The organism is Swaminathania salitolerans (genome assembly GCF_007988945.1).
Lineage (GTDB): Bacteria > Pseudomonadota > Alphaproteobacteria > Acetobacterales > Acetobacteraceae > Swaminathania > Swaminathania salitolerans.
In genome coordinates, this window is the sequence record NZ_BJVC01000002.1 from 314,824 (window position 1) to 341,001 (window position 26,178).

18 protein-coding genes are annotated in these 26,178 nt (G+C 62.5%); 4 read left to right on the top strand and 14 right to left on the bottom strand.

Annotated features, from left to right (window positions below; translation table 11 throughout):
• Positions 1-99 precede the first annotated feature (99 nt).
• From thiE to glmU, 6 genes are all read right to left on the bottom strand, one after another.
• Positions 100-711: a thiamine phosphate synthase gene (gene thiE / locus SSA02_RS05480; RefSeq protein WP_147092945.1), complete on the bottom strand. Its 612-nt coding sequence runs from the start codon at positions 709-711 to the stop codon at positions 100-102.
• The gene (locus SSA02_RS05485) at positions 708-1,481 is read right to left on the bottom strand and encodes a thiazole synthase (protein ID WP_147092946.1); all 774 of its coding nucleotides are present in this window, start codon (positions 1,479-1,481) and stop codon (positions 708-710) included. Before SSA02_RS05485 ends, thiE begins: the two co-directional genes overlap by 4 nt.
• A 3-nt stretch (positions 1,482-1,484) precedes the next feature.
• Positions 1,485-1,682, bottom strand: coding sequence for a sulfur carrier protein ThiS (thiS, locus tag SSA02_RS05490; RefSeq protein WP_147092947.1), 198 nt, complete (start codon positions 1,680-1,682; stop codon positions 1,485-1,487).
• A 127-nt stretch (positions 1,683-1,809) separates the two neighbouring features.
• Positions 1,810-2,787, bottom strand: a complete 978-nt coding sequence (gene thiO / locus SSA02_RS05495) for a glycine oxidase ThiO (RefSeq protein WP_147093383.1) — start codon at positions 2,785-2,787, stop codon at positions 1,810-1,812.
• 71 nt (positions 2,788-2,858) lie between these two features.
• Positions 2,859-4,682 carry a glutamine--fructose-6-phosphate transaminase (isomerizing) gene (gene glmS / locus SSA02_RS05500; protein ID WP_147092948.1) on the bottom strand — a complete coding sequence of 608 codons (1,824 nt, stop codon included), beginning with the start codon at positions 4,680-4,682 and terminating at the stop codon, positions 2,859-2,861.
• Positions 4,682-6,049, bottom strand: coding sequence for a bifunctional UDP-N-acetylglucosamine diphosphorylase/glucosamine-1-phosphate N-acetyltransferase GlmU (glmU, locus tag SSA02_RS05505; protein WP_147092949.1), 1,368 nt, complete (start codon positions 6,047-6,049; stop codon positions 4,682-4,684). The genes glmS and glmU overlap by 1 nt, the downstream gene beginning before the upstream one ends.
• Positions 6,050-6,154: 105 nt before the next feature.
• Here glmU and SSA02_RS05510 point away from each other — a divergent pair, with 105 nt between their 5' ends.
• Both SSA02_RS05510 and SSA02_RS05515 read left to right on the top strand, forming a co-directional pair.
• Positions 6,155-6,826, top strand: coding sequence for an HAD family hydrolase (locus SSA02_RS05510; protein ID WP_246103656.1), 672 nt, complete (start codon positions 6,155-6,157; stop codon positions 6,824-6,826).
• A 633-nt stretch (positions 6,827-7,459) separates the two neighbouring features.
• The gene (locus SSA02_RS05515) at positions 7,460-10,612 is read left to right on the top strand and encodes a Hint domain-containing protein (RefSeq protein WP_147092950.1); all 3,153 of its coding nucleotides are present in this window, start codon (positions 7,460-7,462) and stop codon (positions 10,610-10,612) included.
• Between the two features lie 122 nt (positions 10,613-10,734).
• Here SSA02_RS05515 and SSA02_RS05520 read toward each other — a convergent pair whose 3' ends face one another.
• Both SSA02_RS05520 and gyrB read right to left on the bottom strand, forming a co-directional pair.
• Entirely contained in the window at positions 10,735-11,580 is an 846-nt protein-coding gene (locus SSA02_RS05520) for a DUF3108 domain-containing protein (RefSeq protein WP_186807690.1), read from the bottom strand.
• Positions 11,573-14,026 carry a DNA topoisomerase (ATP-hydrolyzing) subunit B gene (gene gyrB, locus SSA02_RS05525; protein WP_147092954.1) on the bottom strand — a complete coding sequence of 818 codons (2,454 nt, stop codon included), beginning with the start codon at positions 14,024-14,026 and terminating at the stop codon, positions 11,573-11,575. Before gyrB ends, SSA02_RS05520 begins: the two co-directional genes overlap by 8 nt.
• A gap of 250 nt (positions 14,027-14,276) precedes the next feature.
• Here gyrB and SSA02_RS05530 point away from each other — a divergent pair, with 250 nt between their 5' ends.
• Complete coding sequence (locus tag SSA02_RS05530) at positions 14,277-15,257, top strand: SDR family oxidoreductase (RefSeq protein ID WP_371859193.1); 981 nt, start codon at positions 14,277-14,279, stop codon at positions 15,255-15,257.
• Positions 15,258-15,527: 270 nt separating this feature from the next.
• On the opposite strand, the gene clpB is transcribed toward SSA02_RS05530, so the two are convergent.
• Both clpB and SSA02_RS05540 read right to left on the bottom strand, forming a co-directional pair.
• The gene (gene clpB / locus SSA02_RS05535) at positions 15,528-18,131 is read right to left on the bottom strand and encodes an ATP-dependent chaperone ClpB (protein ID WP_147092956.1); all 2,604 of its coding nucleotides are present in this window, start codon (positions 18,129-18,131) and stop codon (positions 15,528-15,530) included.
• Positions 18,132-18,350: 219 nt separating this feature from the next.
• Positions 18,351-19,850, bottom strand: a complete 1,500-nt coding sequence (locus SSA02_RS05540) for a glycosyltransferase family 2 protein (RefSeq protein ID WP_147092958.1) — start codon at positions 19,848-19,850, stop codon at positions 18,351-18,353.
• A 237-nt stretch (positions 19,851-20,087) separates the two neighbouring features.
• Between SSA02_RS05540 and SSA02_RS05545 the strand changes: the two genes are divergently transcribed.
• Positions 20,088-21,344, top strand: coding sequence for an AGE family epimerase/isomerase (locus SSA02_RS05545; RefSeq protein WP_147092960.1), 1,257 nt, complete (start codon positions 20,088-20,090; stop codon positions 21,342-21,344).
• A gap of 135 nt (positions 21,345-21,479) precedes the next feature.
• On the opposite strand, the gene SSA02_RS05550 is transcribed toward SSA02_RS05545, so the two are convergent.
• The 4 genes from SSA02_RS05550 to SSA02_RS05565 all read right to left on the bottom strand — a co-directional run bounded on the left by SSA02_RS05550 (position 21,480) and on the right by SSA02_RS05565 (position 26,174).
• Positions 21,480-22,235, bottom strand: coding sequence for a hypothetical protein (locus SSA02_RS05550; protein WP_147092961.1), 756 nt, complete (start codon positions 22,233-22,235; stop codon positions 21,480-21,482).
• A gap of 33 nt (positions 22,236-22,268) precedes the next feature.
• On the bottom strand, positions 22,269-23,849 hold the full coding sequence (gene purH, locus SSA02_RS05555) for a bifunctional phosphoribosylaminoimidazolecarboxamide formyltransferase/IMP cyclohydrolase (RefSeq protein ID WP_147092963.1): 1,581 nt from the start codon (positions 23,847-23,849) through the stop codon (positions 22,269-22,271).
• On the bottom strand, positions 23,846-24,436 hold the full coding sequence (locus tag SSA02_RS05560; RefSeq protein ID WP_147092965.1) for a metal-dependent hydrolase: 591 nt from the start codon (positions 24,434-24,436) through the stop codon (positions 23,846-23,848). The genes purH and SSA02_RS05560 overlap by 4 nt, the downstream gene beginning before the upstream one ends.
• A gap of 181 nt (positions 24,437-24,617) precedes the next feature.
• Positions 24,618-26,174, bottom strand: coding sequence for an efflux transporter outer membrane subunit (locus SSA02_RS05565; RefSeq protein ID WP_246103657.1), 1,557 nt, complete (start codon positions 26,172-26,174; stop codon positions 24,618-24,620).
• Positions 26,175-26,178 lie beyond the last annotated feature (4 nt).

Sequence of the window (26,178 nt, forward strand, 5' to 3'; positions counted from 1 at the left end):
CAATTCCCGCGTCCGATCCATGATTATACGCGAGACCTCACGATTTCGCGAGGGGCAACCCGCCTTGTGAGGGAAATAGTGCGATTTCCACCACTTGTTTCAGTCGCGACAGGCGTGCAGCCAGGCCGAGACCTGAGCTGCCGGATCGTCCGACCGGATGAAATCCGAGACGGCCGCGACGCTGTCGGCGCCCGCTGCGATACAGGAGGGCGCACGCGCGAGCGTGATTCCGCCGATGGCGACCAGCGGCATGTCCGGGCCGATCGCCTCACGCCATTCGGCGAGCCGCTCCACGCCCTGGGGCGCCCATATCATCTTTTTCAGCATCGTGGGCCAGATCGGCCCCAGCGCGACATAATCCGGCGCAAAGGACAGCGCACGCGCCAGCTCCTCGCGGGAATGGGTGGAGATCCCGAGCGAGATCCGGGCCGCCCGGATCTGCGCGATATCTGCCGTATCGAGATCTTCCTGACCGAGATGGATGTAATCGATCCCGAGTTCGAGCGCGAGTTGCCAGTAATCGTTGAGAACCAGACGCACATCGTGTCGCGCTGCCGCCTGCTGGGCTTCCACGACCTGATCGCGGAGGGTTTCGGCAGACAGATCCTTGAGACGAAGCTGGATGAAGCGCGCCCCCGCGCCTCCCAGCACATCCACCCAGCGCGGATGATCGACGACCGGATAAATCGGTGAAGGTAACAACCGGGTCATGCTCCGAACGAGGCCTTGCCAAGGGTGGGCGTGGACGGAACCGCGAGATCGCGCTCGTCCATCGGGTCTGCCGCCCGTGCCTCCAATCCCACCTCACAGGCCTGACGGAAGGCCCGCGCCATGGAAACGGGATTGCCGGCCTTGGCGACGGCCGTGTTGATCAGAATGGCATCGTAACCGAGCTCGAACGCTGCCACGGCATGGGAGGGCCGACCGATCCCGGCATCGATGACCATCGGAATATCGGGGAAATGGGCTCTCAGCGCCCGCAATCCGAACGGGTTGTTCAGCCCCCTGCCCGATCCGATCGGCGCGCCCCAGGGCATGAGAACCTCGCAACCGGCCCTGAGAAGCCGCTCGGCCACGACGAGATCCTCCGTCGTATAGGGAAACACCTTGAACCCCTCATCCGTCAGGATACGCGCCGCTTCGACGAGCGCGAACACATCCGGCTGGAGCAGATCGCCCTGCCCGATCACCTCGAGCTTGATCCAGTCGGTTTCGAAGACCTCCCGGGCCATCTGTGCCGTGGTGACGGCCTCGCGCACCGTATGGCATCCCGCGGTGTTCGGCAGGACCGGAACGTCGAGCCCTCGAACGAGCGACCAGAAGGACTGGCCTGCCTGCAGTCCCGCGGCCTCGCGTCTCAGGGAAACCGTGATCGCTCCCGGATTTGCGGCGCGAACGGACTCCGCCAGAAGGGTGGGGCTGTCATAGAGAGCCGTGCCGAGCATCAGCGGAGATGCGAGCTGCGTATCGTATGCGCGCATGGGTTATCCCCCCTGCATCGGCGCCAGGATTTCAAGCCGGGCGCCTTCCTCGACCATCTTGCCTGCGCGCGCCGAGCGGGGGACGAAAACCCCGTCCAGCGCCGTCGCCACCCGGGAGTCGCCATAGCCGAGCTCGACCAGGATATCGGACAGCAGCCGGTTCCGGATCTGTCTCGTCTCGTCATTCACCAGAATCTGCACGGCTTTTCTCCTGAAACTCAAACACAGATGGGGCACGGATCGCCGCAAGGCAATCGCGTCCGGGCAAACAAGCCGGACACTCACGCCAAAATGAGTCCCCTCCTCCTGGCCTCCCCGCGCCCCGCGTTCAACCGCCAAAGACGATATGGGCTACTTCCTTCGCACGGGCGGGAGAAAGCAGGAACCCGTGGCGGTACATCCCGTTCAGCGTAATCCTCTTTCCCTCACGGTGCACGCGCGGAACATTATCGGGATAGGCGGGACGAATCCCCGCATTGGTCTCGACGATCTCCGCCTCGGCGAAGGCAGGGTGCAACGTATAGAGCGCATTGAGCAGCTCGCTCATCGCCCGGACGGTGATACCGCGCGTGTCTTCGCTCTCGACCATCGTAGCGCCTGCCATGAACAGCGAATCCTCCCGGGGCACGATATAGATCGGGATGCGCGGATGCAGCATCCGGACGGGGCGCGAAAGCGTCACCTCCGGACATCGCACCAGAATCATTTCTCCCCGAACGCCCCGCAGGGATGGCTCGTCGGCACGACCGTCCATCCCCGTGCAATCCACGGTCCAGTCGTATTCCTGCGTATCTCTCGGATCCGGCGCGGGGCAACCGATACGCACCATCGCGCCCTGCGCCTCGAGAAGCGCCTCCAGATGGGTCAGGGCGCGTCTGGGATCGACATGCCCCTCCTGGGGAAAGAAGAGCGCCCGGTCGAAACGCCCGGCGAGATCCGGTTCCAGAGCGGCGATCGCCGCTGGATCGAGCGTCTCGTAATGACTCGTCCGGCGCCCGAAACGGGCCAGCTCGGGCAGATCGCGCGGTGGCGCAACCACAAGGCTGCCATTGCTGACGACGGAGGGAACGTGCCCGGCCCACCAGTCGAGAGAATCCCGGGAGTCGCGCGTGACCTCGGCCGGAGCGGCTTCGGCCTCGCACCACGGCGCCAGCATACCGCCTGCAAACCACGATGCGCCCGAACCGATCCTCGGTCCGGCCTCGACGAGCGTCACGACGGCGCCGCGCTCTGCCAGGGTCACCGCTGTGACAAGGCCAGAGACCCCTGCCCCCTGAATGAGAACCGTCGGTCTTTCACCCGTCATCATGCCGATCTCCGCAACGAGAGAGGGCGCATCCCCCCGGAGGGACGCGCTTTTTTCCAAAGGGCGTCACCCTACTCCACTGTCACGGATTTGGCGAGGTTGCGCGGCTGATCGACATCGGTCCCGCGGCGCAGGGCCACCTCATAGGCGAGGATCTGGACGGGGATCGTATAGAGGATCGGCGCAACGAACGGATCGACATCGGGAAGAATGACCATATGCTCGGCGATACCGCTCAGCCTCTGGGCACCCTTCTCGTCCGTGAACGCCATGATCCGGCCGCCCCGTGCCTTCGCCTCCTGGATGTTCGACAGGGTCTTGTCGAACAGGATGGTCGAAGGCGCGATGACGACGATCGGAACGTCACGGTCGATCAGGGAGATCGGCCCATGCTTCATCTCGCCAGCCGCATAGGCTTCGGCGTGGATGTAGGAAATCTCCTTGAGTTTCAGGGCGCCTTCGAGCGCAACGGGGAAACACACCCCGCGCCCGAGATACAGCACGTCGCGCGCTTCGGCGACCGATGCAGCCATCGACTGGATGTCGCTCAGGCGCGAAAAGACCTCTGCCGCACGGGACGGGAGATCGAGGAGCGCTGCCAGCATGTCGCCGGCACGCTTTTCCGTGATGGTCTTCCGGGCCTGACCGATGGCGATGGTGAGTACGGCAAGAACGGAAAGCTGCGCCGTGAAGGCCTTTGTGCTGGCAACGGAGATTTCCGGACCGGCGACCATGCCGAGCACGACGTCGCTCTCGCGTCCCATCGTGCTCGCCTCCACATTGAGGATCGAGACGATATGCTGGCCGCGCTGACGCAGAGCGCGCAACGCAGCCAGCGTGTCGGCGGTCTCGCCCGACTGGGAGATCATGAGTGCCAGACCGCCCGGCACAAGCGGCGGATCGCGATAGCGGAGTTCCGACGCGACATCGATATCGACCGGCAGTCGCGCCTCGGCCTCGAGCCAGTACCGGGCGACGAGCCCCGCATAGAAGGCCGAGCCGCAGGCAGTGACGATGGCGCGCGGCACATCCGCCACGTCGAAGGGAAACTCCGGGAGATTGATCGCACGCGTGACGGGATCGATGATGCGCTGGAGCGTCTGGCCGATCACGACCGGATGTTCGTGCAGCTCCTTCTCCATGTAATGGCGATATCCGTCCTTGCCGACCGTCCCGGCAATCAGGGCGACCGTCTGGATCGGTCTCTGGACGCGCTGGTTCGAAGCGTCGAAGAACTCCACCCCGTCGGGACGAAGGACGCACCAGTCCCCGTCATCGAGATAGGCGATGCGCCGGGCAAGAGGCGCGAGAGCGAGACTGTCCGAGCCGAGGAACATCTCCCCCTCGCCGAAGCCGACGGCGAGCGGCGCGCCGTGACGGGCGCCGATCATCAGTCCCTCGTGATCCGAGAAGATGATCGCCAGAGCATAGGCGCCCTGGAGGCGGGCAAGGGTGCGGCTGGCCGCTTCGCGAGGCGTAAGGCCCTGATCGAGATAGAAATCGGCAAGCTGGGCGACGGCCTCGGTGTCGGTCTCCGAGGTAAAAACCCGGCCTGCGGCGATCATCTCGGCGCGCAGCTCCTCGTAATTCTCGATGATGCCGTTATGAACCACCGCGACACGGCCGGCAGCATGAGGATGGGCATTGCTCTCATTGGGCAGCCCATGCGTCGCCCAGCGCGTATGGCCGATGGCCGTCGTTCCGGACAAGGGCTGGACATCGAGCACCGCCTGAAGATTGTCGAGCTTGCCGGCAGCACGACGGCGTGCGATCTGCCCGTCGACCAGGCTTGCGATGCCCGCGGAATCGTATCCGCGATATTCGAGGCGTCTCAACGCCTCGACGATCAGCGGTGTCGCGTTCTGGTGTCCTACGACGCCACATATACCGCACATCAGCCCTGCTCCTTCCTGGCCAGCAACGATTGCCGGATCGCACGACCGCGCCCGGTCTTTTCCGTTTGTCTGGCTCGCCCCAGGGCAAGAGACCCCGGAGCGACATTATCCGTGATGACGCTTCCCGCACCGACCAGAGCCTCGTCACCGATCGTGACCGGAGCAACGAGGATCGAATCCGACCCGATGAAGACGTCGGATCCGATGCTGGTCCTGTGCTTGAAGACCCCGTCGTAATTGCAGGTGACCGTTCCGGCGCCGATATTGGTTCGCGCGCCGATCGTCGAATCACCGAGATAGGTCAGATGATTGGCCTTGGCCCCCTCACCCAGATGGGTCGCCTTGAGTTCGACGAAATTGCCGACATGCGATTTCGCCTCGCATCGTGTGCCCGGCCTGAGCCGGGCATAGGGACCGATGATGGCCTCGGGTCCGACCTCGCACCCCTCCAGATGACTGAAGGCGCGTATACGCGCGAAACGCCTCAGCACCACACCGGGGCCGAAAACCACATTGGGTTCGATCAGCACATCCGGCTCGATGACCGTGTCGGTGGAAAAGAAGACCGTCTCCGGGGCGACCAGCGTCACGCCGTTTTCCATGGCTTCCCGCCGCAGACGCGCCTGCAATGTCGCTTCTGCGCAGGCGAGTTCGGCGCGGGAATTGATGCCGGCAAGCTCCGATGCGGGCGCTTCGACATGACGGACGGCCCCTTCGCGTGCCGCAAGGGCAACGACATCGGTGAGATAATACTCACCCTGCGCATTTCCGTTGCCGAGCCCCTGCAGCCAGCGACGCAGAGCCTGAGCATCCGCACAGAGAACCCCCGCATTGCACAAGGTCACCTCACGCTGCGTTTCGCTCGCATCCTTCCATTCGACGATTTCCTGCACGAGCCCGTCACGGAGGATGACCCGACCGTATCGGCCCGGATCGCCGGGCGTCATGGCCAGCAAGGCGAGCTTCGTGCCCTCCTCGTCCCGGCGGCGGAGCAGCGCTCTCATCGTCTCCGCCCGGATCAGGGGATTATCGGCGTAGAGTATCGCAACATCGCCTTCGCCGAAATGGGCTTCGGCCATGAGCGCGGCGTGCCCCGTCCCGAGACGTTCGTTCTGGATCACGGTCGGCCAGGGCGCCACCGCCTGTGCCAGCGCGTCCATGTCCGGCCCCACGACCACCACGATCCGGTCGAAGACCGAAGCCGCCGTCTCGACCAGATGACAGATCATCGGCCGACCGCCGAGCGGATGCAGCGCCTTGGGAAGAGAGGAGCGCATGCGGGTGCCGAGCCCCGCAGCGAGGATGACGGCAGTCGTCGGCTTGTGACCCGGAACGGACTGGCCGCCGGAAAAGGAACGTGATGTCATATCATTGCGTGGCGTAGCCAACCCGACCGAACCCTGTCAAACGCTGATGCGGTCACTTCGGATTGCGGATTATTGCACCTCATCGTCCTGCTGGGAGAAGCCCTCTTGAACACCCCTGTTACAACCGTCCTGTTCGATCTTGACGGCACCCTGATAGACAGCCTGCCCGACCTCGCGGAGAGCGGCGCGGCGCTTCTCGAAAGCTATGGGCTGACCCCGCTCGCGCCGGAATCCGTTCGCGCCATGATCGGCGATGGCGCACGCAAACTTGTCGGGCGTCTCCTCATTGCCGCAGGAGATACGGGACCGATCGATCGCGACGAGGCGCTCGAACGTTTTCTCGCGTTCTATACGCCGCGCGCGGCTCTCAAAACGCGACTCTTCCCCGGAGTAAAGGCCACGCTCCAGACGCTGGTCGAAAACGGTATCGCCTGCGCCATCTGCACGAACAAGCCTGCCGAAGCCGCCCGTCTGATCGTGGAGAAACTCGGACTGAGCCCCCTGATCGACGCGATCGGCGGCGGAGACAGTTTTTCCGTCCGCAAGCCCGATCCGGGACATGTCATCGAGACGCTGCGCCTCATGGGCCGTCCGGTCTCGGGTGCCGCCATGATCGGCGATCATCGCAATGACATGCTGGCCGCGCGCGACGCCGGTCTGCCCGGCATTTTCGCGGCCTGGGGATATGGCGATGCAAGCATGTCCCGCGACGCAACCGCCATTGCGCGCAGGATCGAGGACGTTCCGCCACTTCTGGAGAAAGTAACGGCACTCTGACCCGCGCGTCCGGAGGAGGTGAACACACCACATCCTCCGGACAGTATTGCAGAACGATTTCTTATCTCGAACATTTTCGATATCTATACTGCCTTTACCGGCAAACATATGAAAACAAACATTAGATATTATGTATTATCCTTACACTGTATATATACATTTCTATATCCCTCGTTTCGTTTCGTTTCTTGCATGCAACATAACGGTCGATAAAACCGATCATATTTCGGTTTCAAAAACTAAATATGTTCGATCAGAACAAAAAAAAATTCATCTCGTCACGATGTGAGTTCGTTCGACTCGCGACGTTTCCTGCATCATATATCGGCCGACCTTGAGCGAACTTCATTACACAAAAGAAAAAGGTTACAAGTAATGAAATGTGCATTAATATTAATATATGATTAGGTTATATATCAATAATTAACGAGAATATGACATGCATTTCCGTGATAATTATATGAAACCTAGAGATCGAGCATGTAGATCCTGAAAGGATTTACCCGATTATCTGAGAGCGCCTCTTGTATACAAGGGTATATATGTAAGTGTAATCTCTGATAACTCAAGGTACATGGGTGGTCTCTTTTCACTTTTTATTTGTTGCTTCTGTTTATAGTAAGTGGTGATAAGATGACCGACTTCCCTACTTCCGGAACCTATACTCTTAAATTCGCCTATAGCACCGACGCGGGTGGCGCGACTATCTACAAGGAGCGCATCGATGGTGTTCTGAATCAGGTCGAGGAATGGCGAAATGTCGCGTTCAGAACCGCGGAAGTCACGATCAGACCGACTGGTGACGGGAGATTATATATCGATATCCCGATGGAATCCGGACAGACCGTTACCATCAAGGTTCAGCCCGGAGCAAACAACCGGTCCTGGAGCACCGACGGTTCCGAGGCCATCATGTTCTGGCAGCAAGAGGCTGGCCAGACCGCTTATTGGTGGTTTGTCAATCCATCGGTCGACACCACAAACTATACGTTCAATATCAGCCAGGATCTGAAAAGCTACAAGATCAGCGCGAAAGTGACGGGCAATGACGGGTCCGTCGAACATCTGATCAACGGCAATGACAGCTTCGACTACAGTTATACACCCACAGACTATCTGGTGCAGGTCTATAACGCGAGCGGTGTTTTCGTCAGCGGTGCCGATACACTCAGCGGGGCCCTCACTTCGGGGCAGACGGCGGTCATCCATTCAGGAGGCGTTTTCGAGAACGGCGCGCTGCAGCATGCGGTTATTTCCGGACAACCCGGAGGAGAGATCGGAGGAAGCGTCTCCGTCGACGGGTCGAGCATCATCGTCGGTGGGGCCATCGTCCAGAGTGCAGTCGTCAGTATGGCGGGAGGTGCAGAACTGAGCGGTACGATCACCAATCGCGGCGCCATCTCTGGCGGAACCCTTCTCGGGGCGGGCGGGACGGAGATCGTCTATGACGGCGGTTCGATCAGCGATCAGTTTTCTTACGGGATCCGTGTCGTTTCGTCGGGAGGGACGATACTGAACGGAGCGGTGCAGTCAGGGGCGACCGATACCATACTCGCCGGGGGTGAAACGTCCAATGGGGCACTTTATGCCGGTGCATTGCGCGTAGTCTCTTCGGGTGGCATAGCGAACACCCCCTCGATCGCCACGGGTGCTACAGTCGACGTCATGTCGGGAGGAACACTCAACGGTGCAACCAATATCGGCATGATTTCCGCCCAGAGTGGGGCGATGCTCACCGGGGAAATTTCCAACACAGGAACGATCTCTGCCCTGTCGGGCGTTACCATCAGCGGTATCGTGAGAAACGGCGGCACGATAACGACCGGTGACCACGTCCCCATTTTCGGTACCATATACAATAGCGGGTATATCTCCGGGACGAACATTATCGCCCCAGGCGCGACGGAGATCATCTATGCAGGTGGCGTCGCTCAGGATCAGTCTAATGAAGGGACACGCATCGTCTCGTCGGGAGGGGTCATCCGGAACGGCGTAGTCGCTTCCGGTTCGCTCGACACCGTTCTTTCCGGAGGCTCCACCGTCCAGGGAGTTCTGTATGGCGGGGCCACGAGAGTGGCCTCCTCGGGCGGGACGATCATCAACCCGACCAATGTGGGGGCAACCGTCGCGATCATGTCCGGCGGTTCGCTCGTTGGTGCGATCAATACCTCCGGAACGATCAACGCGGAATCCGGGGCCATACTGGAAGGTACGATCACCAATGGTGGCACCATATCCGGTGGAACCCTGACCGGCAGCGGCTCGACCGAAACTGTCAGCGCGGGCGGCATCATCGAGGATCAGGTTTCCTATGCCGATCGCACGGCATCCTCGGGCGGGACGATACGGAACGGCGTCATCGGGGAGGGTGGCACCGATACGATCCGCTCCGGAGGGGTTGCCGGCGGCGTAACGGTCGTGCAGGCTGCTGGACGGCTCATCCTCGACGCGGGCGCTGTCGTGACCGGCAGCGTCGATCTCCAGGGCCGCACCGGAATGCCCGCCGTGCTTACCATCTCGGATGTTCCGCTGCCCGGTTTCCGGATCACGGGTTTCGGCGCGGGAGACGTCATCGATCTTGCCGGGATCAAGCGCGCGGATGTGGTCGAGGTATCCTTCATCGACGAAGGCAATACGGTCGTATTCCGTATGAAGGACGGCTCGACCGAGTCACTCAATCTCGCCGGGGCCCAGGCTGCTGGATACAAGCTCACCGACGGAAGCGATGGCACGCTCGTCTATCAGACATGTTTCCTCGCAGGGACGTTGATCGAGACATCTGCAGGGCCGGTGACGGTGGAAACGATCAGACCCGGAACCCTGGTGCGGGTCTATGGATGCGAGGACGAATACCGCGCCGTCATATGGACCGGTTTCAACCATATCAACGTGAACCGCGATCTCCCTGTCGCGGAGGCCGGGTATCCCGTGAGGATCTGCCGCGATGCCATAGGGCCATCCACGCCCGATCGCGATCTCCTGGTGACTGCCGAGCATTGCCTCTATATCGACGGCGTATTCATCCCGGCGCGGATGCTCGTGAACGGACAATCGATCCAGTACGACACGTCCATCGACAGCTATTCCTACTATCATCTCGAAACCGAGCGTCATTCGATCATCTCCGCGAACAACACGCTCACCGAATCCTATCTCGATACCGGCAATCGATCCGCCTTCGCTCTGGACCCACAGCACCCCACAACCGGGAACAGACATGGCTGCTGGAGCACCGATGCAGCGGCACCGCTCGATACACGACGGGAGACTGTGGAGCCGATTTTCCGCACCCTGCAGGCGCGGGCCGCCATCTTCCCGGGAGGCGTCGAGCCGGCACAACCACTGTTCGACGAGGATCCGGACCTCATGCTCCAGAGCGACCGGGGCGAAACGTTCCTTCCCCTTCGTCAGAACGGCAAGCTGGTCATCTTTTCCCTGCCGGTCGACTGCGGCACCCTCACCCTGAAATCGCGCTGCTTCTGCCCGGCGAGCGATATAGGTCCTTTCATCGACGACAGACGGACACTCGGCGTACGCGTCGGAAAGATTACCTGTTTCTATGCAGGGATGATGGTTCCCTACGCGCAGCATCTGAGGGAAGACGACCTGACCGGATGGGAGCCGCCTGCCGCGAACGCCGAGAGCCGGTGGACACGAGGCGCGGGAGCACTGCCTGCGGCTCTGACAGAAACCGGTAACCCGTTCATTCTGGCCATCGAGATTCTCGAGACCGGACGCTACAGGATCGAAAGCGCCGGGCTGCAGACTTATCGCCGGCAGGGATAAGCCGGGACGGGCTCCGGCCCGGCTTCATGAGCCCGGGGATCGAGGCAGGCGCCACGAAAGGCGCCTCGCGCGATCCTCGGGCTCCATCCAGCCAGAACGGTGCAGGCGTGGAAGCCCTCCCCCTATTTCGTGATGCGGGGCGGCTGTTCGAGCACGGCGATCATGCGCCCGAGTTTGGGATGCTCGAACTCGACCCGCACCGCCGTCAGTCCGGCACCGGGCAGATCCTGGAACCAGGCGGCTCCGGAATGGGGGGCTTTCATGGTGGCCAGATGGGACGATCCCTCGATGAACCCGGCCTGTTGCTGTCCGACGAAATCGCAGCGCAGGGCTGGCCCGTCGAATTTCTGTCCGAAACTTCTCGGGACCTCGCTCTTCGAGGGACCGTGCGCCGTCATGGAACTCAGACGCAGACCGTCAAACACCTCGGCATGCCCGTCGCATTTCCCCGTCTTGCGGACCGATTCCAGAAGGAGCGCCATGGCGCTCAGCGTATCCATCGCATGAGCCAGATCGGCCGACGGCACGGCCTCGCGATCGCTCTCCTTCGGGTCGAGGGTCACCACATGTGGCGTACCCTCGCGGTATTGCAGGACGACCTTGCGATGCTTCCCGCGCGAGAAACCATCGCTCTCGTATTCCGTGGGCTGCACCCAGCCCTGAGCGAACCGCCCCTCAGCGGTCGAGGTTATGTCCATACGCAGGAGCCAGCTTATCAGCCCGCCGGCATGGAGCGTGGTTCGGATGCCGTAACCCCAGTCGGTCAAACGGTAATCGGCTGTCGCATCGACGACATGCAGCCCGTGATTGAAGACGCTGTAGACCGCTGTGATCTGCGGGGCCGCCGACTCCGTCGGGGGCGTAGAACTGTCGATCCCCTCGGCCGAGGCCGAAGCGGCACAAGCGATGCCTGACGGCGCCGCGAGCAGGGCGGCGCCGAGCGCCGCCAGGCTCCACGCCCTAGACATCGAGATTGGCAACCTTCTGGGCATTGCCGACAATGAAGTCCCGGCGCGGCTCGACGACATCGCCCATCAGGGTCGAGAAGACCTGCCCCGCATCCTCGGCATCCCCGATCTTGACCTGAAGCAGAATACGCGTCGCCGGGTCCAGCGTCGTATCCCAGAGCTGTTCGTTGTTCATCTCGCCAAGACCCTTGAAGCGGTTGATCGCAAGCCCCTTCCGGCCCTGTTGCACGACACGCTCGAACAGGGCCACAGGCCCATTGAGCTCGAATGTCTGACTCTCCAGGCCAAGGCGCGCCGCCCCCTGGAAGAGATCGGCGAGACGATCGCCATCGCCCGAGAGCCAGCGTGCCTCGGCCGATCTGAGCAGCGCCGCGTCCAGGGTATAGACCTCGCCCACCCCACGGACGCTTCTTGCAAGGCGCAGCCCGCCTTCGTCGGTCGGGGCGACGACCCATCCGCGTTCGTTGACCGGGGAGGCGAGATCCAGACGGGCCTGAAGCTCGGGCGCACGCAGTTGCGCCAGATCGTGATCGAGCCGCAATGCGCGCGCCACATAGGCCTGCTCGAGTATCCAGACCGGAATCTTGCTGGAGAGAGCGCTCAGGGTCTGGGCGACACGTCCCATGGCCCTGACCTCGTCCATAAGGGTATCGCCCGCGAGGATCTGCCCGTCCTGAAGCGTGAGCGTGGCATTTGCCAGAGCCTTGTCGAGGAGATACTGCTCGAGTGCCGCATCGTCCTTCAGATAACGCTCCTCGTTTCCGCGTTTGGCGCGATAGAGCGGCGGCTGGGCGATATAGAGATAGCCTTTCTCGATCAGCTCCGGCATCTGACGGAAGAAGAAGGTCAGCAGCAGCGTACGGATATGGGAGCCGTCGACATCGGCATCGGTCATGATGACGATCTTGTGGTAGCGCAGCTTGTCGATCGAGAACCCGCCCTGCTCCACATCGCCGCGTCCGATTCCCGTACCGAGTGCGGTGATCAGGGTGCCGACTTCCGCCGAGCCCAGCATTCTGTCGAAGCGCGCGCGCTCGACATTGAGGATCTTGCCCTTGAGCGGCAGGATCGCCTGAAAGCGACGGTCGCGCCCCTGCTTGGCCGTGCCGCCTGCGGAGTCACCCTCGACGATGAACAATTCGGCCTTGCTGGCATCGCGCTCCTGACAATCGGCAAGCTTGCCGGGCAGGGAGGAAACGTCGAGCACGCCCTTGCGACGCGTCAGCTCGCGGGCGCGACGGGCGGCGTCACGGGCGGCAGCTGCCTCGTTGACCTTGGCAATGACCGCCTTGGCCTCGCGCGGATGGGTTTCGAACCAGTGTCCGATGGCATCGGCAGCCGTCACATGCACGACCGGCTGAACCTCGGAGGAAACCAGCTTGTCCTTGGTCTGGGACGAGAATTTGGGGTCGGGCACCTTGACCGACAGCACCGCCGTCATGCCTTCGCGCATATCCTCGCCGGTAAGGGCGGCGGAGTTCTTCGAAGAGCCTGTGTCGGCATATTTACCGACGACCCGTGTCAGGGCCTGACGGAAACCGGCCAGATGCGTGCCGCCATCGCGCTGTGGTATGTTATTGGTGAAACACAGCATCGTCTCGTGGAAACTGTCGTTCCAGGTCAGGGCGAACTCGACACGGATGCCGCTCTCGGCATGGTCGATCGCCCCGACGATGGGCGGAGTCACGATCGAGCTCTTGCTTGCGTCGAGATATTCGACGAAAGCGCTCAGGCCGCCCTCATAGCAGAACACCACTTCCTTGTTCTCGGCATGACGTTCGTCCCGCAGGACGATTTCGAGGCCGGAATTGAGGAAGGCCAGCTCGCGCATGCGGCGTTCGAGAATGGAGAAATCGAACGTGACCTTGGTGAAGGTCTGCTTGCTGGGCTTGAACGTGACCAGCGTTCCCCGCGGTTCGTCGCTCGCGCCGATGACGGTCAGGGCCTCGTCGCGCTCGCCATGCTGGAAGCGGATGAAATGCTCCTGGCCGTTTCGCCAGATACGCACTTCCATCCACTCCGAAAGCGCGTTGACCACAGCGGCGCCCACGCCGTGCAGACCGCCCGAGACCTTGTAGGAATTCTGGTTGAACTTGCCTCCTGCATGAAGCTTGGTCAGCACGACTTCGGCCGCGCTGACGCCTTCCTCCTCATGCATGTCGGTGGGAATGCCGCGCCCGTTATCCCGGACGCTGACAGAGCCATCGCCATTGAGGGTGAGAATACAGCGCGTTGCGTGACCGGCCTGCGCTTCGTCCACGGCGTTGTCGATGATCTCGAACACCATGTGATGAAGGCCGGATCCATCGTCGGTGTCGCCGATATACATGCCGGGACGCTTGCGTACCGCATCGAGCCCCTTGAGAACCGAGATGGAGGAGGCACCGTAATCGGCTTCGTCATCGAGGTTTTCGGGCAACTCGGTCGGACGGATCTGTTCGGACATGCTGGCGTGACGCTCCTACTCGCAACAAGCGCCCAATATAACCTCTCTGCCTCCGCACGGCTAGGGCGTTGCGCGGGCATTGCCGGGCGATCCTTACGCAACCCTGACGCCTGGGGCGGCTTCTCATCCTGTGTCGGATATCCGGCACTCCGTCACAGCAAATGGGAGCAGCCCGATGACCGATACCCCATCAGACGATATTGCCCGTACGAAACCCGAAGCCGCCACGCCGGGGCGCGGGCGAAGAGACATGATGCGAGGCGCGACTTTCGGCCTCGCGGGGCTTATGGCGGCCTCCGGCGCTGCACGGGCCGCAGCAGAGACGACGAGCGGAGCCGGGACAGCGCCTCCCCTGGCCGATCCGCAGAGCCTCTATCCCCACGCCCCTTTTCCTGCCCAGCCCCAGGAATGGCCCGGCCTGCAATCGCGCATGCAGCCCAGACCCGATTGCGGGGAAACGAGCTACAAGGGCTCGGGCAAAATGGCAGGCCGCCACGTTCTGATCACCGGGGGCGATTCCGGGCTTGGGCGGGCGGTTGCGATCGCCTATGCCCGGGAGGGTGCCGATATCGCGATCAACTATCTGCCTCAGGAAGAGGAAGACGCGAAAGAGGTCATCGCCCTCATACGCAAGGCCGGGCGCAAGGCCTTCGCGCTGCCGGGCGATCTGCGCTCCGAGGCCTTCTGCACGAAACTGATCGCTGACGCGGTCTCGAAACTCGGGGCACTCGATACGCTCGTCAACTGTGCAGGACGCCAGCATTACCATGAGAGCATTCTGGATCTGAGCACCGAGGAATTCGACTGGACCCTGAAGACCAATCTCTACGCGCTTTTCTGGCTGATCAAGGCGGCCGTCCCGCACATGAAACCGGGCAGCGCGATCGTCAACACTGCCTCGTCGAATGCCTATGATCCGTCGCAGATCATCATCGATTACAGCCTGACCAAGGCAGGGATCGCCAATCTGACGAAATCGCTCGCCAAACAGCTCCTGCCCAAGGGAATACGCGTCAACGCAGTAGCGCCCGGCCCGTTCTGGACCCCGCTCCAGGTCTGCGGGGGACAGCCCATGTCCGCCGTCGAGAAATACGGAACAACCGTACCGATGGGCCGACCGGGGCAACCGGTGGAAATCGCACCGGTCTTCGTGACGCTGGGCGCCACGGAAGGAAGTTACCTCACCGGCCAGATCTTCGGCATCACCGGCGGAACCGGCATGCCGGGCTAGAAATCGCGCGCCGGGTCGAGGAAAGACCGCAAAACATTCGACCGCAAAACATTCGACCAGAAAACGGGCGACCAGAAAACGGGCGGACAAAGCAGGCAACAGACGCAAAAAAAGGGCACGCGGCGACATGACCGCGTGCCCTTGTTTTTCCTCGTACTTCCTTCCGCGTCATCTCCGCGGGATTGCGTCCCGGGGCGCGATATGCAGCCTTCGCCCCGACGATCCGACCTTCCTCGGGAGGGCCGGATACGACCGGGGGAAAGGACCGGCTTACTCCGCCTCGGCCTGCTGACCGTTGATCACCAGACCATGGTCGTTCGCGGATACACGAACGGTCTGACCGTCGAAGATCGATCCATCGAGGATGAGACCCGCCAGCGTATTCTGCAGGCTGCGCTGGATGACCCTCTTGAGCGGGCGGGCACCATAGACCGGGTCGTAACCGGAATCGGCCAGCCATGCCTCGGCGGACCCGTCCAGATCGAGCTCGATCTTCCGGTCTTCCAGCAATCCGCGCAGGCGCTTGAGCTGGATCGCAACGATACGGGTCATATCCGTGCGCTGCAGCCTCGAGAACAAGACGATCTCGTCGAGCCGGTTGAGAAATTCAGGCCGGAAGTGGTTGCGCACAACCGCCATGACCTGCGCCTGAACCATATCCGCAGATTCGCCGTCCGGCTGAGCCGCAAGCACATCCGAACCGAGATTCGAGGTCAGGATAATGATCGTGTTGCGGAAATCCACGACACGCCCCTGCCCGTCCGTCAGCCGTCCGTCATCGAGAACCTGAAGCAGGATGTTGAATACATCCTCATGGGCCTTCTCGACCTCATCGAAGAGAATGACCTGATAGGGCCTGCGCCGCACGGCCTCGGTCAGAACGCCCCCCTCTTCGTAACCGACATATCCCGGAGGCGCGCCCACCAGACGCGATACCGCGTGCTTCTCCATGAACTCGCTCATGTCGATCCGCAGCATGGCGCGGTCGTCATCGAAAAGGAACTGCGCCAGAGCCTTGGCCAGCTCCGTCTTGCCGACACCCGTCGGACCGAGGAACAGGAAGGAGCCGATGGGACGGTGCGGATCCTGCAATCCGGCCCGCGCGCGACGCACGGCATTCGAGACAGCCTTGAGCGCAGGCTCCTGGCCCACGACCCGCTCGCGCAACTCGTCTTCCATACGAACGAGCTTTGCGCGCTCTCCCTCCAGCATGCGATCGACCGGCACGCCGGTCCAGCGCGACACGACAGAGGCGATCCCCTGATCGGTGACAGCTTCGCTGAAGAGGCCGGTCTCCGCCGCGTCGTTCTGCTCTTCTGTCTGAGCGGTCTCGATCTGGCGTTCGAGATCCGGGATAGTGGCATACATCAGTTCGGATGCACGACCCAGATCGCCCTTTCTCTGCGCGACCTCCACCTCGGAGCGGGCCTGATCGATCTGCTCCTTGAGCTTCTGGACCGCATTGACCCGGTTCTTCTCCGCATGCCATGCCGCGCTCATCGCGTCGGACTGCTCCTGCAGATCCGCAAGCTCCGCCTCCAGCTTGACGAGACGTTCACGGCTCGCGCTGTCCTCTTCCTTGCGGATGGCCTCGCGTTCGATCTTCAGCTGGATCACCCGGCGGTCGAGCTCATCGAGCGCCTCGGGCTTGCTGTCGATCTGCATACGAAGCCGGCTGGCTGCCTCATCGACCAGATCGATCGCCTTGTCGGGGAGGAAACGGTCGGTGATGTAGCGATTGGAGAGCGTCGCTGCCGCAACCAGTGCGCCGTCCGTAATCCGGACGCCGTGATGGAGCTCGTATTTCTCCTTGATCCCGCGCAGGATGGAAATGGTGTCGGCAACCGAAGGCTCACCGACGAAAACCGGCTGGAAGCGCCGCGCGAGTGCTGCATCCTTCTCGATATATTTGCGGTACTCGTCCAGCGTGGTTGCGCCGACACAGTGAAGAACGCCGCGCGCGAGTTCGGGCTTGATCAGGTTCGACGCATCCATGGCGCCATCGGAGCGCCCGGCACCCACAAGCGTGTGCATCTCGTCGATAAACAGGATGATCTGTCCTTCGGCGCTCTCGATTTCCTTGAGAACGGCCTTCAGACGCTCCTCGAACTCGCCGCGATATTTCGCGCCAGCCACCAGCGCGCCCATATCGAGCGAGAGAAGCTTCTTGTTGCGCAGGGCCTCGGGCACGTCGCCATTGACGATACGCAGAGCGAGCCCCTCGACGATTGCGGTCTTGCCCACACCCGGCTCGCCGATGAGCACCGGGTTGTTCTTCGTCCGCCGAGCGAGAACCTGAATCGTCCGCCTGATTTCCTCGTCTCTGCCGATCACCGGGTCGAGCTTGCCGGATTGCGCGACCGCGGTCACGTCGCGTGCGTATTTTTTCAGCGCATCGAAGCTGGCCTCGGCATTGGCGCTATCGACCACGCGGCCCTTGCGCAGTTCCGCAACGGCACGCTCCAGCGCCTTGGCATCGGCCTTGCCTTCGCTCAGTGCCTGGCCTGCTGCGCTTTTGCTCGCGGCAAGCGCCACCAGAAGGCGATCCTGTGCGACGAAGCTGTCACCGGCCTTCTGGGCGTCCTGCTCGGCCTGATCGAGCACGCGCACGAGATCCGGGGTCGCCTGAGGCTGGCCCGCGCCACCGCCCTGCACCTTCGGCAGGCGCGACAGGGCAGCATCGTTGGCCTGTCGCACGACATCCGGGCTTCCGCCTGCGGCACGGATCAGGCCCGATGCGGCGCCTTCAGGATCGTCGAGAAGCGCCTTCAGCAGATGTTCGGGGGTGAGCTGCTGGTGATAGTCCCGCAGCGCGATGGTGGAAGCAGCCTGAAGAAACCCGCGGCTACGTTCGGTGAATTTTTCGATATTCATTGTTTTACAGAACTCCCTTGCCCCAGTTCAGGCGGCTAGCGTGATTTGCGAGAACCCCGTCAGAGGCAGTCCTCGCATCGACACTTCAGGATGTGGGGTCGTTCTGTAGTTTGCCAAGTGCGCCCGGGCGGAGATGTGGCAGGAACCGGCTCCGACGAAAACCGGTTCGCTCTGCAATCTGCTTACCCGCCCGTTTGCCCCGCTGTTGTCGGGTGACGTTCAGTCCTGGACGGCTCGGGCCAGCGCCGGGGCGGAAGCCCCCTTCTTCCGTTCGAACTCGGCGAGCGAAAAGGCCCGACCGTAGATCTCGATCTGATCGGTCTGCAGATAGCTCTTTTCCAGAGGAATCGTCATGCGCACATACCGGCCGATCACACCCTTTTCGTCTTCCCAGCGGAATGGCGTGCCATCGAGACCGCCGAAAACCGCGCCGTCCTGCCTTTCGATTAGCGTCTGCCAGAAAAAGCGGTCATGCGAGATTTCGATGGTGAAGGTCGAGAGCCGCTCGAGCGCCCCGTCGAGACGATTGAAGATCATGATCTCATGGACATGGCAAAGTGCGCCGAGATCGACCATCCACCAGGGTTTGTCCTCGAGCGCCGTATGATGCTGCGGATTTCCGGTCAGGCGCCCCGAGACGGCGCGTGCCGCATCGTCGTCTCTCGATCCGGGATGAAGCGTGGAACTCTGGGTCGCACGCTTGCCTTTCGACAGAAGCGTCCAGCGGGAAACGGGGATGACGGTCGTCTTCCATCCTTCCGAAACCACCGAGCTCCAGTACTCCGCAAGACGGGTATCGAATACGGCATTGGTCGCCGCATGATGGGCGAGACGTTCGGCTTCGGATTTCGCGGCCCAGCTTCCCTGGGTCGCGAACTCGCCCCTCGTGCCCCGTTCGCGACGACGGGCGAAATCCTGCTCGGACCGTATCACGAAATGCGCGATATATCCCGTTTCGAGGAGGCGTTTCCGCCGTTCGTCCGTTGCGAGAAAGGCATCGGCTTTACGGGGGAAGTCCTCATGATATCCGTCGAGCGTCTCACCGAGTGTGTTGCAGACCCGCAAGGGAGCGCCGAGAGAAGAGAGATCCTCATGAAATCTCGCGGTCGGACGCTCGGACGACAGACGGTAGGACACCGCCCCGACCTTGGCGAGGCTCTTGGTCACGGGTCCAACGCCGCTTTCGCGACGCGTGTAATTGCGCAACACGCCCGAGAGCGGCCGCTTCATATGGCCGTTATGCCCATACTGACACGCGTTGAAGCAGATGGCGTCATGCGTGTCGCCCAGCCGCGCCGTCATCGCGCCGATGTCATGCAGATCCGGCAGCGAGATATACTCGTCCAGATCCAGAAACATCAGCCATTTCGTTTCGTGGGAATAATGGCGCAGATAATGCCGGTACATCTGCAACTGTTCGCCGACATAGCGGAAGTGATGAAATGTCACATAGGGCTTCGCGCCGCTAAGAAAAGGAAGGACAGCCTCGTAGAGCGCAGAAGGATCGTCATCGTTACAATACAGATAGACGTGATCGAAACCGATCGAACGATGATAATTCAGCCATTCGGCGATGTTTTCGTTTTCCCATCGCGCACAGGCGACCAGGACGTGCTGATACACGGGCGTCGGCCAGATTCCCCGCGTTTTCGCCACTGCAACGGGCAACCGGCCGAAACTGGAGAGATCGCGCGCGGAGGAAGATCTGGAGACTGCCATGAGGGTTCGAAAACTCCATAGGGACCGTAGGGAAATGAACCGAGCCCGAACGCGAGGCCCGGATAATCGGGACGCACTCTAGGGCGCGCGCGCGCGGCCGAACAGGATTTTTCCTCTCTCGCAGCCTGCGGGTACACGCTTCGTCATATTTAATCCCGCGCGGCGATGGAGCCGGGCGGCAACCCGCCGCCCTTCCCTGCGTGTCTATCGCATTCGCCATCGCACAGGGATGCCCCCATGACCGATCTGCTTTCGCCCATGCTTCTCCCGGATTCCAGCTGGGTACGTCGCTCCGCTCATCGCCTGTGGCTCGCCGCCCAGGGGCGTCGTCTGCTGAGATTCGGCGCCGCCTCACGCATGACGGGCGGTTTCGGCGCGCTGGGCGTGGACGGCACCCTGCCGGATGGCGCCGAGGCCGACGGCATTCTGACCGCGCGCATGGTTCACGCGTTTTCGATGGGGGCTCTGCAGGGCATTCCCGGCTGCCTTCCCCTCGTCCGACACGGTGTCGAGGCTCTTCTCGGGCCGCTGCACGATGCTCGCCACGGAGGGTGGTTCGAGGTCGCAAGCGCGCCGGAGAACCGGAAACAGGCCTATCTCCACGCATTCGTGGCGCTCGCAGGGTCTTCCGCAACCCTGCTCGGGGTAGAGGGCGGGAAAAGGCTTCTCGATCTGGCGACCGGGGTGCTCGAAAACCATTACTGGTCCGAAGACGAAGGGGTCATGCGCGAGAGCTTCGCCCGGGACTGGAGCGATGAGGAGAATTATCGGGGCGCGAATGCGAACATGCATTCCACCGAGGCCTGTCTCGCTCTGGCCGATATCACCACGGACGGAAAATGGCTGGATCGCGCCGCGCGTATCGTCCATCGCTTCGTCCATGAAATTGCGGGGGCGCATGAGCACTGCATGCCCGAGCATTTCGACCGTAACTGGACGTTGCTGCGCGATTACAACCGCGACAAGCCGACCGATCCTCTGCGGCCCTATGGAATGACACCCGGACATTTTTCGGAATGGGCGCATCTGACCCTCAAGGTCGAAGCCGCGCTGCTGAGAAAGACAGGAACAGCACCCGGCTGGATGCTCCCCGATGCCCGTGCGCTGCTGGCGAGCGCCCTGCGTTATGGCTGGGCGCCCGACGGCAAGCCGGGCATGGTCTATACCATCGACTGGGATCACAAGGTGCATGTGCCGGTGCGTGCCCACTGGGTACAGGCCGAGAGCGTGACGGCTGCGGTCAACCTGCTCAAGAGAACGGGCAGCGGCGAATACGAGGTCTGGTACAGGCGGATCTGGGATTATATCGCCAACACCCTGATCGATTACGATCAGGGAAGCTGGCGAAACGAGGTCGATGCCGACGGCCATCTTTCGGGCGAAGTCTATGCCGACAAGGCCGATCTCTATCACGCCTATCAGGCGACCGTTGCACCGTTCCTGCCTCTGGCGCCCTGCCTGACCCTGGCGCTCAGGGAATCGGATATCGTCTGAGGATCGTCTGAGGGGCAGACAGGGCCACCAGCCCCTCCCCGCCAGCCTCTCCCATGGCAGCCTCTCCATGGCAGAGCCCGCCCGGGACAGATCCCGCCCGGGGAGGCCGGGAAGGATCGTCCGAGAGAGAGACGCTTACTCGCCGCCGCCCTCGATCCGGTCATATCCGGCGGAACCGGGCGGCGCACCGCGGGGAATGAGAGGCTGGTCGGACACATGAATGGCCTGGAGCCGGTTCGGCCCGAGCCGGGTCACGACGACAAGCTTTCCGTACGCAGTGTTGTAGCCATAGCCATCGGCATAGACCGGCGCGCCGTTCTGAAGGAAACCGGTGCGGGATGCGGCCGCCGGTACGCGCAACACGGTCCCGTCTCCGAGGACCGCGCCATTCACGGCGCCATCGCCGTCATGCAGCAGGCGAACGATACGCCCTTCGGCACTTGCAGGCGGCGCCGATGTCACCAGCTCGGGCAACGGAGAGGCACAGACATCCTGCGTGCTGCGCCCCCGGGACATGATGAGGGCGAAGGCGCGCACGAGATGCAGTGACGGCGCCGCGAGCCCCCTGACCGCCAGGGCCGCCCCGGGGCGCAGATCGTGATCCTGCGCGGCCAGACCCGGCGGCATCTCGACTTCCGTGCCATCGGCAAGAAGGGCTCCGGTGGCGTCGCCCTGCGTCCCGGGCAGAAGGCGCGCGATGCGCCCGCTGAAGCGCGGCAGGGAAGAGAGATCGAAAACGCAGGTTCCGTCCGTGTCACGCCCCGGGCTTGCACTGACCGGCGTTGGGGACGCGGAGGGTCGGGACGCGGGCGACCGGGGTGCCGACGCCGCGATCCCCGATGCCGAGAGGAACATAATGGTGGCCAGCCCCGTAAGAGAGGCCGTCAGCATGCGCGATCTCATCCTTCGCTCTTCCTTCATTCTTCAGTGGCGGAAATGACGCATTCCCGTAAACACCATCGCGATCCCGGCCGCATCCGCCGCGTCGATGACCTCCTGGTCCCGGATCGATCCGCCGGGCTGGATCACGGCCTTCGCACCGGCGGCGATCACGCTCTCGAGTCCATCGGCGAACGGGAAGAACGCATCCGAAGCCGCGACCGAGCCTTCGGTCAGCGCCACGCTCTCGCCCGCAGCCTCGGCAGCATCCATACTCTTGCGTGCCGCGATCCGTGCGGAATCGACCCGCGACATCTGCCCGGCACCGATACCGACCGTAGCGCCATCCCTGACGTAGATCACGGCATTGGACTTGACGTGTTTCGCAACGCGGAAAGCGAAGAGAAGATCGGCCATTTCCTGCCCGGTCGGCGCTCTCTTCGTAACGACCCGCAGCGCCTCGGGGCCGACGCGTCCTGCATCGCGTTCCTGGGCGAGGAAACCGCCCGCAACCGATTTGAACGTCATGCCGCCCGAAACCGGGGAAGGAACCCCGCCCGTCAGCAGAAGTCTCAGGTTCTTCTTGCGACTGAGAACGGCCTTGGCCTCCTCGGAGGCATCCGGCGCGACGATGACCTCTGTGAACAGCGTTGCGATCTGCTCGGCCGTCTCGACGTCGAGCGGCCGGTTGAGGGCAACGATCCCTCCGAAGGCCGAGACCGGATCGCAGCGCAAGGCGGCCTTCCACGCCTCGACAAGCGTCGGCGCTGTTGCGACCCCGCACGGATTGGCATGTTTGACGATCACGATAGCCGGCGCGTCGAACTCCGCAACAGCCTCGAAAGCCGCATCGGTATCGTTCAGATTGTTATAGCTCAGCGCCTTGCCCTGGATCTGTCGTGCCGTGGCGATGCCGAAGCGGTTTTCCCCCGTCGTGTAGAACGCAGCGTCCTGATGGGGATTTTCACCATAGCGCAGCAATTCCCTGCGGGTGCCGCTCACGGTCATGACCGCCGGAAGCGCTTCGCCCCGCTGCCGGGCGAACCAGCTCGCGATCATCGCGTCGTACGATGCGGTATGCGCATAGGCCTGCCCCGCCCAGAGCTGACGCTCGGCCAGAGTGGTGCCACCCTGATCCAGCGCGGCAATGAAAGCGCCATATTGATCGGGATCGGTGAGAATGACCACGTGATCGTGGTTCTTGGCGGCCGCACGGATCATCGCAGGTCCGCCGATATCGATGTTCTCGATACAGGTATCGGCATCGGCCCCGGAGGCGACGGTCGCTGCGAAAGGATAGAGATTGACGCAGACAAGATCGATCGGGGCGATGGAATGGGCGTCCATCTGTGCGCGATGGCTCTCGAGATCGCGACGCCCCAGAATGCCCCCATGGATCTGCGGCACGAGCGTCTTCACCCGACCGTCGAGGATTTCCGGAAAACCCGTATGATCGGAGACATCCGTCACCTCCAGCCCCGCCTCGCGCAGGGCCTTGGCCGATCCCCCGGTGGAGAGCAATGCGACCCCTTTATCGATCAATGCCCTGCCGAGTTCGATCAGACCCGCCTTGTCGCTGACGGAAAGAAGCGCCCGGCGCATGGGCAAACGATCGGAAGAAGTCATGTCTCGCTCCGCGGTAACTGATGATCCGCCTGCTCATATGCCCTCAGACGCTCTTGCGCAATGAAACGGACGGACTTCGCACGATGCGCCGTTTCGCCCGGTTGAGCGCAAAGGTTATGATAGGACAGCACACAGAGAAGCGCGAGCGAGCCGAGCAGAACGAGATATTCCCGGAAACTCCCGACTTTCGCATAGGGCCAGAAGGCGATGCGATTTCGCGAAAGCGGATAGAGAGCCCAGCAGCCGCCGGTGGGCAGGTCGCCGAGGATATGGCTCGCATAACCGATGAGAAACGCGCCGAGCGGCCCCGCAAGGGCCTTCTGTCCCAGCTCCGTTGCGATCAGCACCGCCAGCGCGAAGGGCACGAAGAGGCTATGCGTGACCGTACGATGCCCGCACCATCTGGCGAGAAGGCGGGAGACGGGCTTCAGGCGCGAGCCGAGCATCGATCGCTCGGTATCGATATCGGGTACGAGACTTCCCAGAGCGCCCGCACAGAGCCCTTCGAACGAGGGCGCGATCCAGGCAGCGGACATGGCCGTGAGCACACAGGCGACACCAAGAACGAGATGGGAACGTCCAGTCATCCCTTCTTATGACATTGCTTTGACCGTCGCGTCCATATCATTGATTTTCAATGATAAAGATCTGGCTTTCCCGGAGGAGTCACGACCGGGCAATCAGGGAGACCCGGCCATATTTCCCCGCGATGGGAAGTCTTCGATCGTTTACGGGAATTATCCTGAGACAAGAGACGAGAAATATAGTCTAATCGTCTGTGTTTGCTGTATTTTCCCGATTGAATTCCGCACTCTCCCATCCTCCGCCGAGCGCGCGATACAGCGCGACGAATGCCGTTGCGATCTGGATCCTGTTGCTCGAGGCGGCGGCTTCCGCGGCGAGGGCTTGCGCCTCTGCGATATCCACCTGCAGGAAATCGACCGCACCCTGTCTATAGCGCTCCCGTGCGACGGAGGCCGCGACGCGACTTTCCTTCAGCGCCGTCTCTGTCTCGACGAGCCGCCTCTGGGACTGGGTGTAGGCCGTGAGCGCATCGTCGACCTCGTTCCACGCCCTGAGCACCGTCTGGTGAAAGGCAAGCGCCGCGTCGCGCTGCTCGGCACGCCGCAGGGCCAGCGTGCCGCGCAGGCGGCCTCCCTGAAAGAGCGGAACCGAGAGGGTCGGTCCCGTCGCGAACTGCCGGGATGGAAGCGAGAAGAAACTGGCGGCTGAAAGGGTCTGGGTGCCCATCTGCCCCGTCAGGGTGATATCCGGGTAGAAGGCGGCGATCGCCACACCGATCCCTGCGGTCGCCGCGTGAAGCCTTGCTTCGGCCTCGCGGATATCGGGCCTGCGGCGCGCCAGCTGCGAAGGAATGCCGATGGGCGCGCGGGGCACCACCACCGGCAACACACCGGGATGGCGCCGCAGCGTCTCCGACAGGCTGCGTGGCGGCTCTGCCAGAAGCAGCCCGATTGCATTGATGAGCGCGGATTCCGAATTGCGCAGAGGCGGCAGAGCCGCTGCCGTGTTCGCGCGCTCGGTGCGGGCCTGAGCGAGATCGAGCGAAGAGGCCGCACCATTGGCGATACGTGCTTCCGCCAGCGCGACATCGTGCCTCGCAAGGGCGAGATGCCGCTCCGCGATCGCAATCTGGTCCTGAACGCCGCGCAGCTGCATGTAGGATTGCACCATCGTTGCAATGGTACTCAGCGCCACGCCATGTCGCGCTTCTATTGCGGCGTCCTGCCCTGCACGCTGCGCCTCGGTGGCCCTGCGTATCTGGCCGAACAGATCCAGATCCCACGAAGCCCCGAGGGTGTTCTGATAGAAATCGTATTCATTGGGCGCGCCCGGGCGCGGTTCCACCAGGGAAATGAATCCCGTCTCGCTCTGATGTACCCGCGAATAGGAGCCCGCCCAGTCGAGATTCGGAAGACCCTGCGCCGCTGCGATCCGGGTCTGGGATCGCGCCTCCAGAATACGCTGGAAGCCCCGTTGCAGCTCGAGATTCTGCTTGGCCAGACGCTCGATCAGCCCGTCGAGAACGGGATCGTGGAACTGCTTCCACCACTGTATGTCGACAGGACCGCCATAGGTGGTGCCTGCAAGATCTCGGGGCTGCTCCGGCCAGTGGGTCGGCGCCACGACATCCGGGGCATGAAAATCGGGGCCGAGCGTGCAGCCTGCGAGCAGCGCCGGAAACAGGGCAGGAAGCAGGTGATGGCGCATCCGCTTCGGCAGCGAGATACGCGAGGCGAACGCCCCCACGACCCCGGGGTCTGGCGCGCCCCTCCTCCTGCTCCGTTCTGTCGCTCCGCTCATGAGG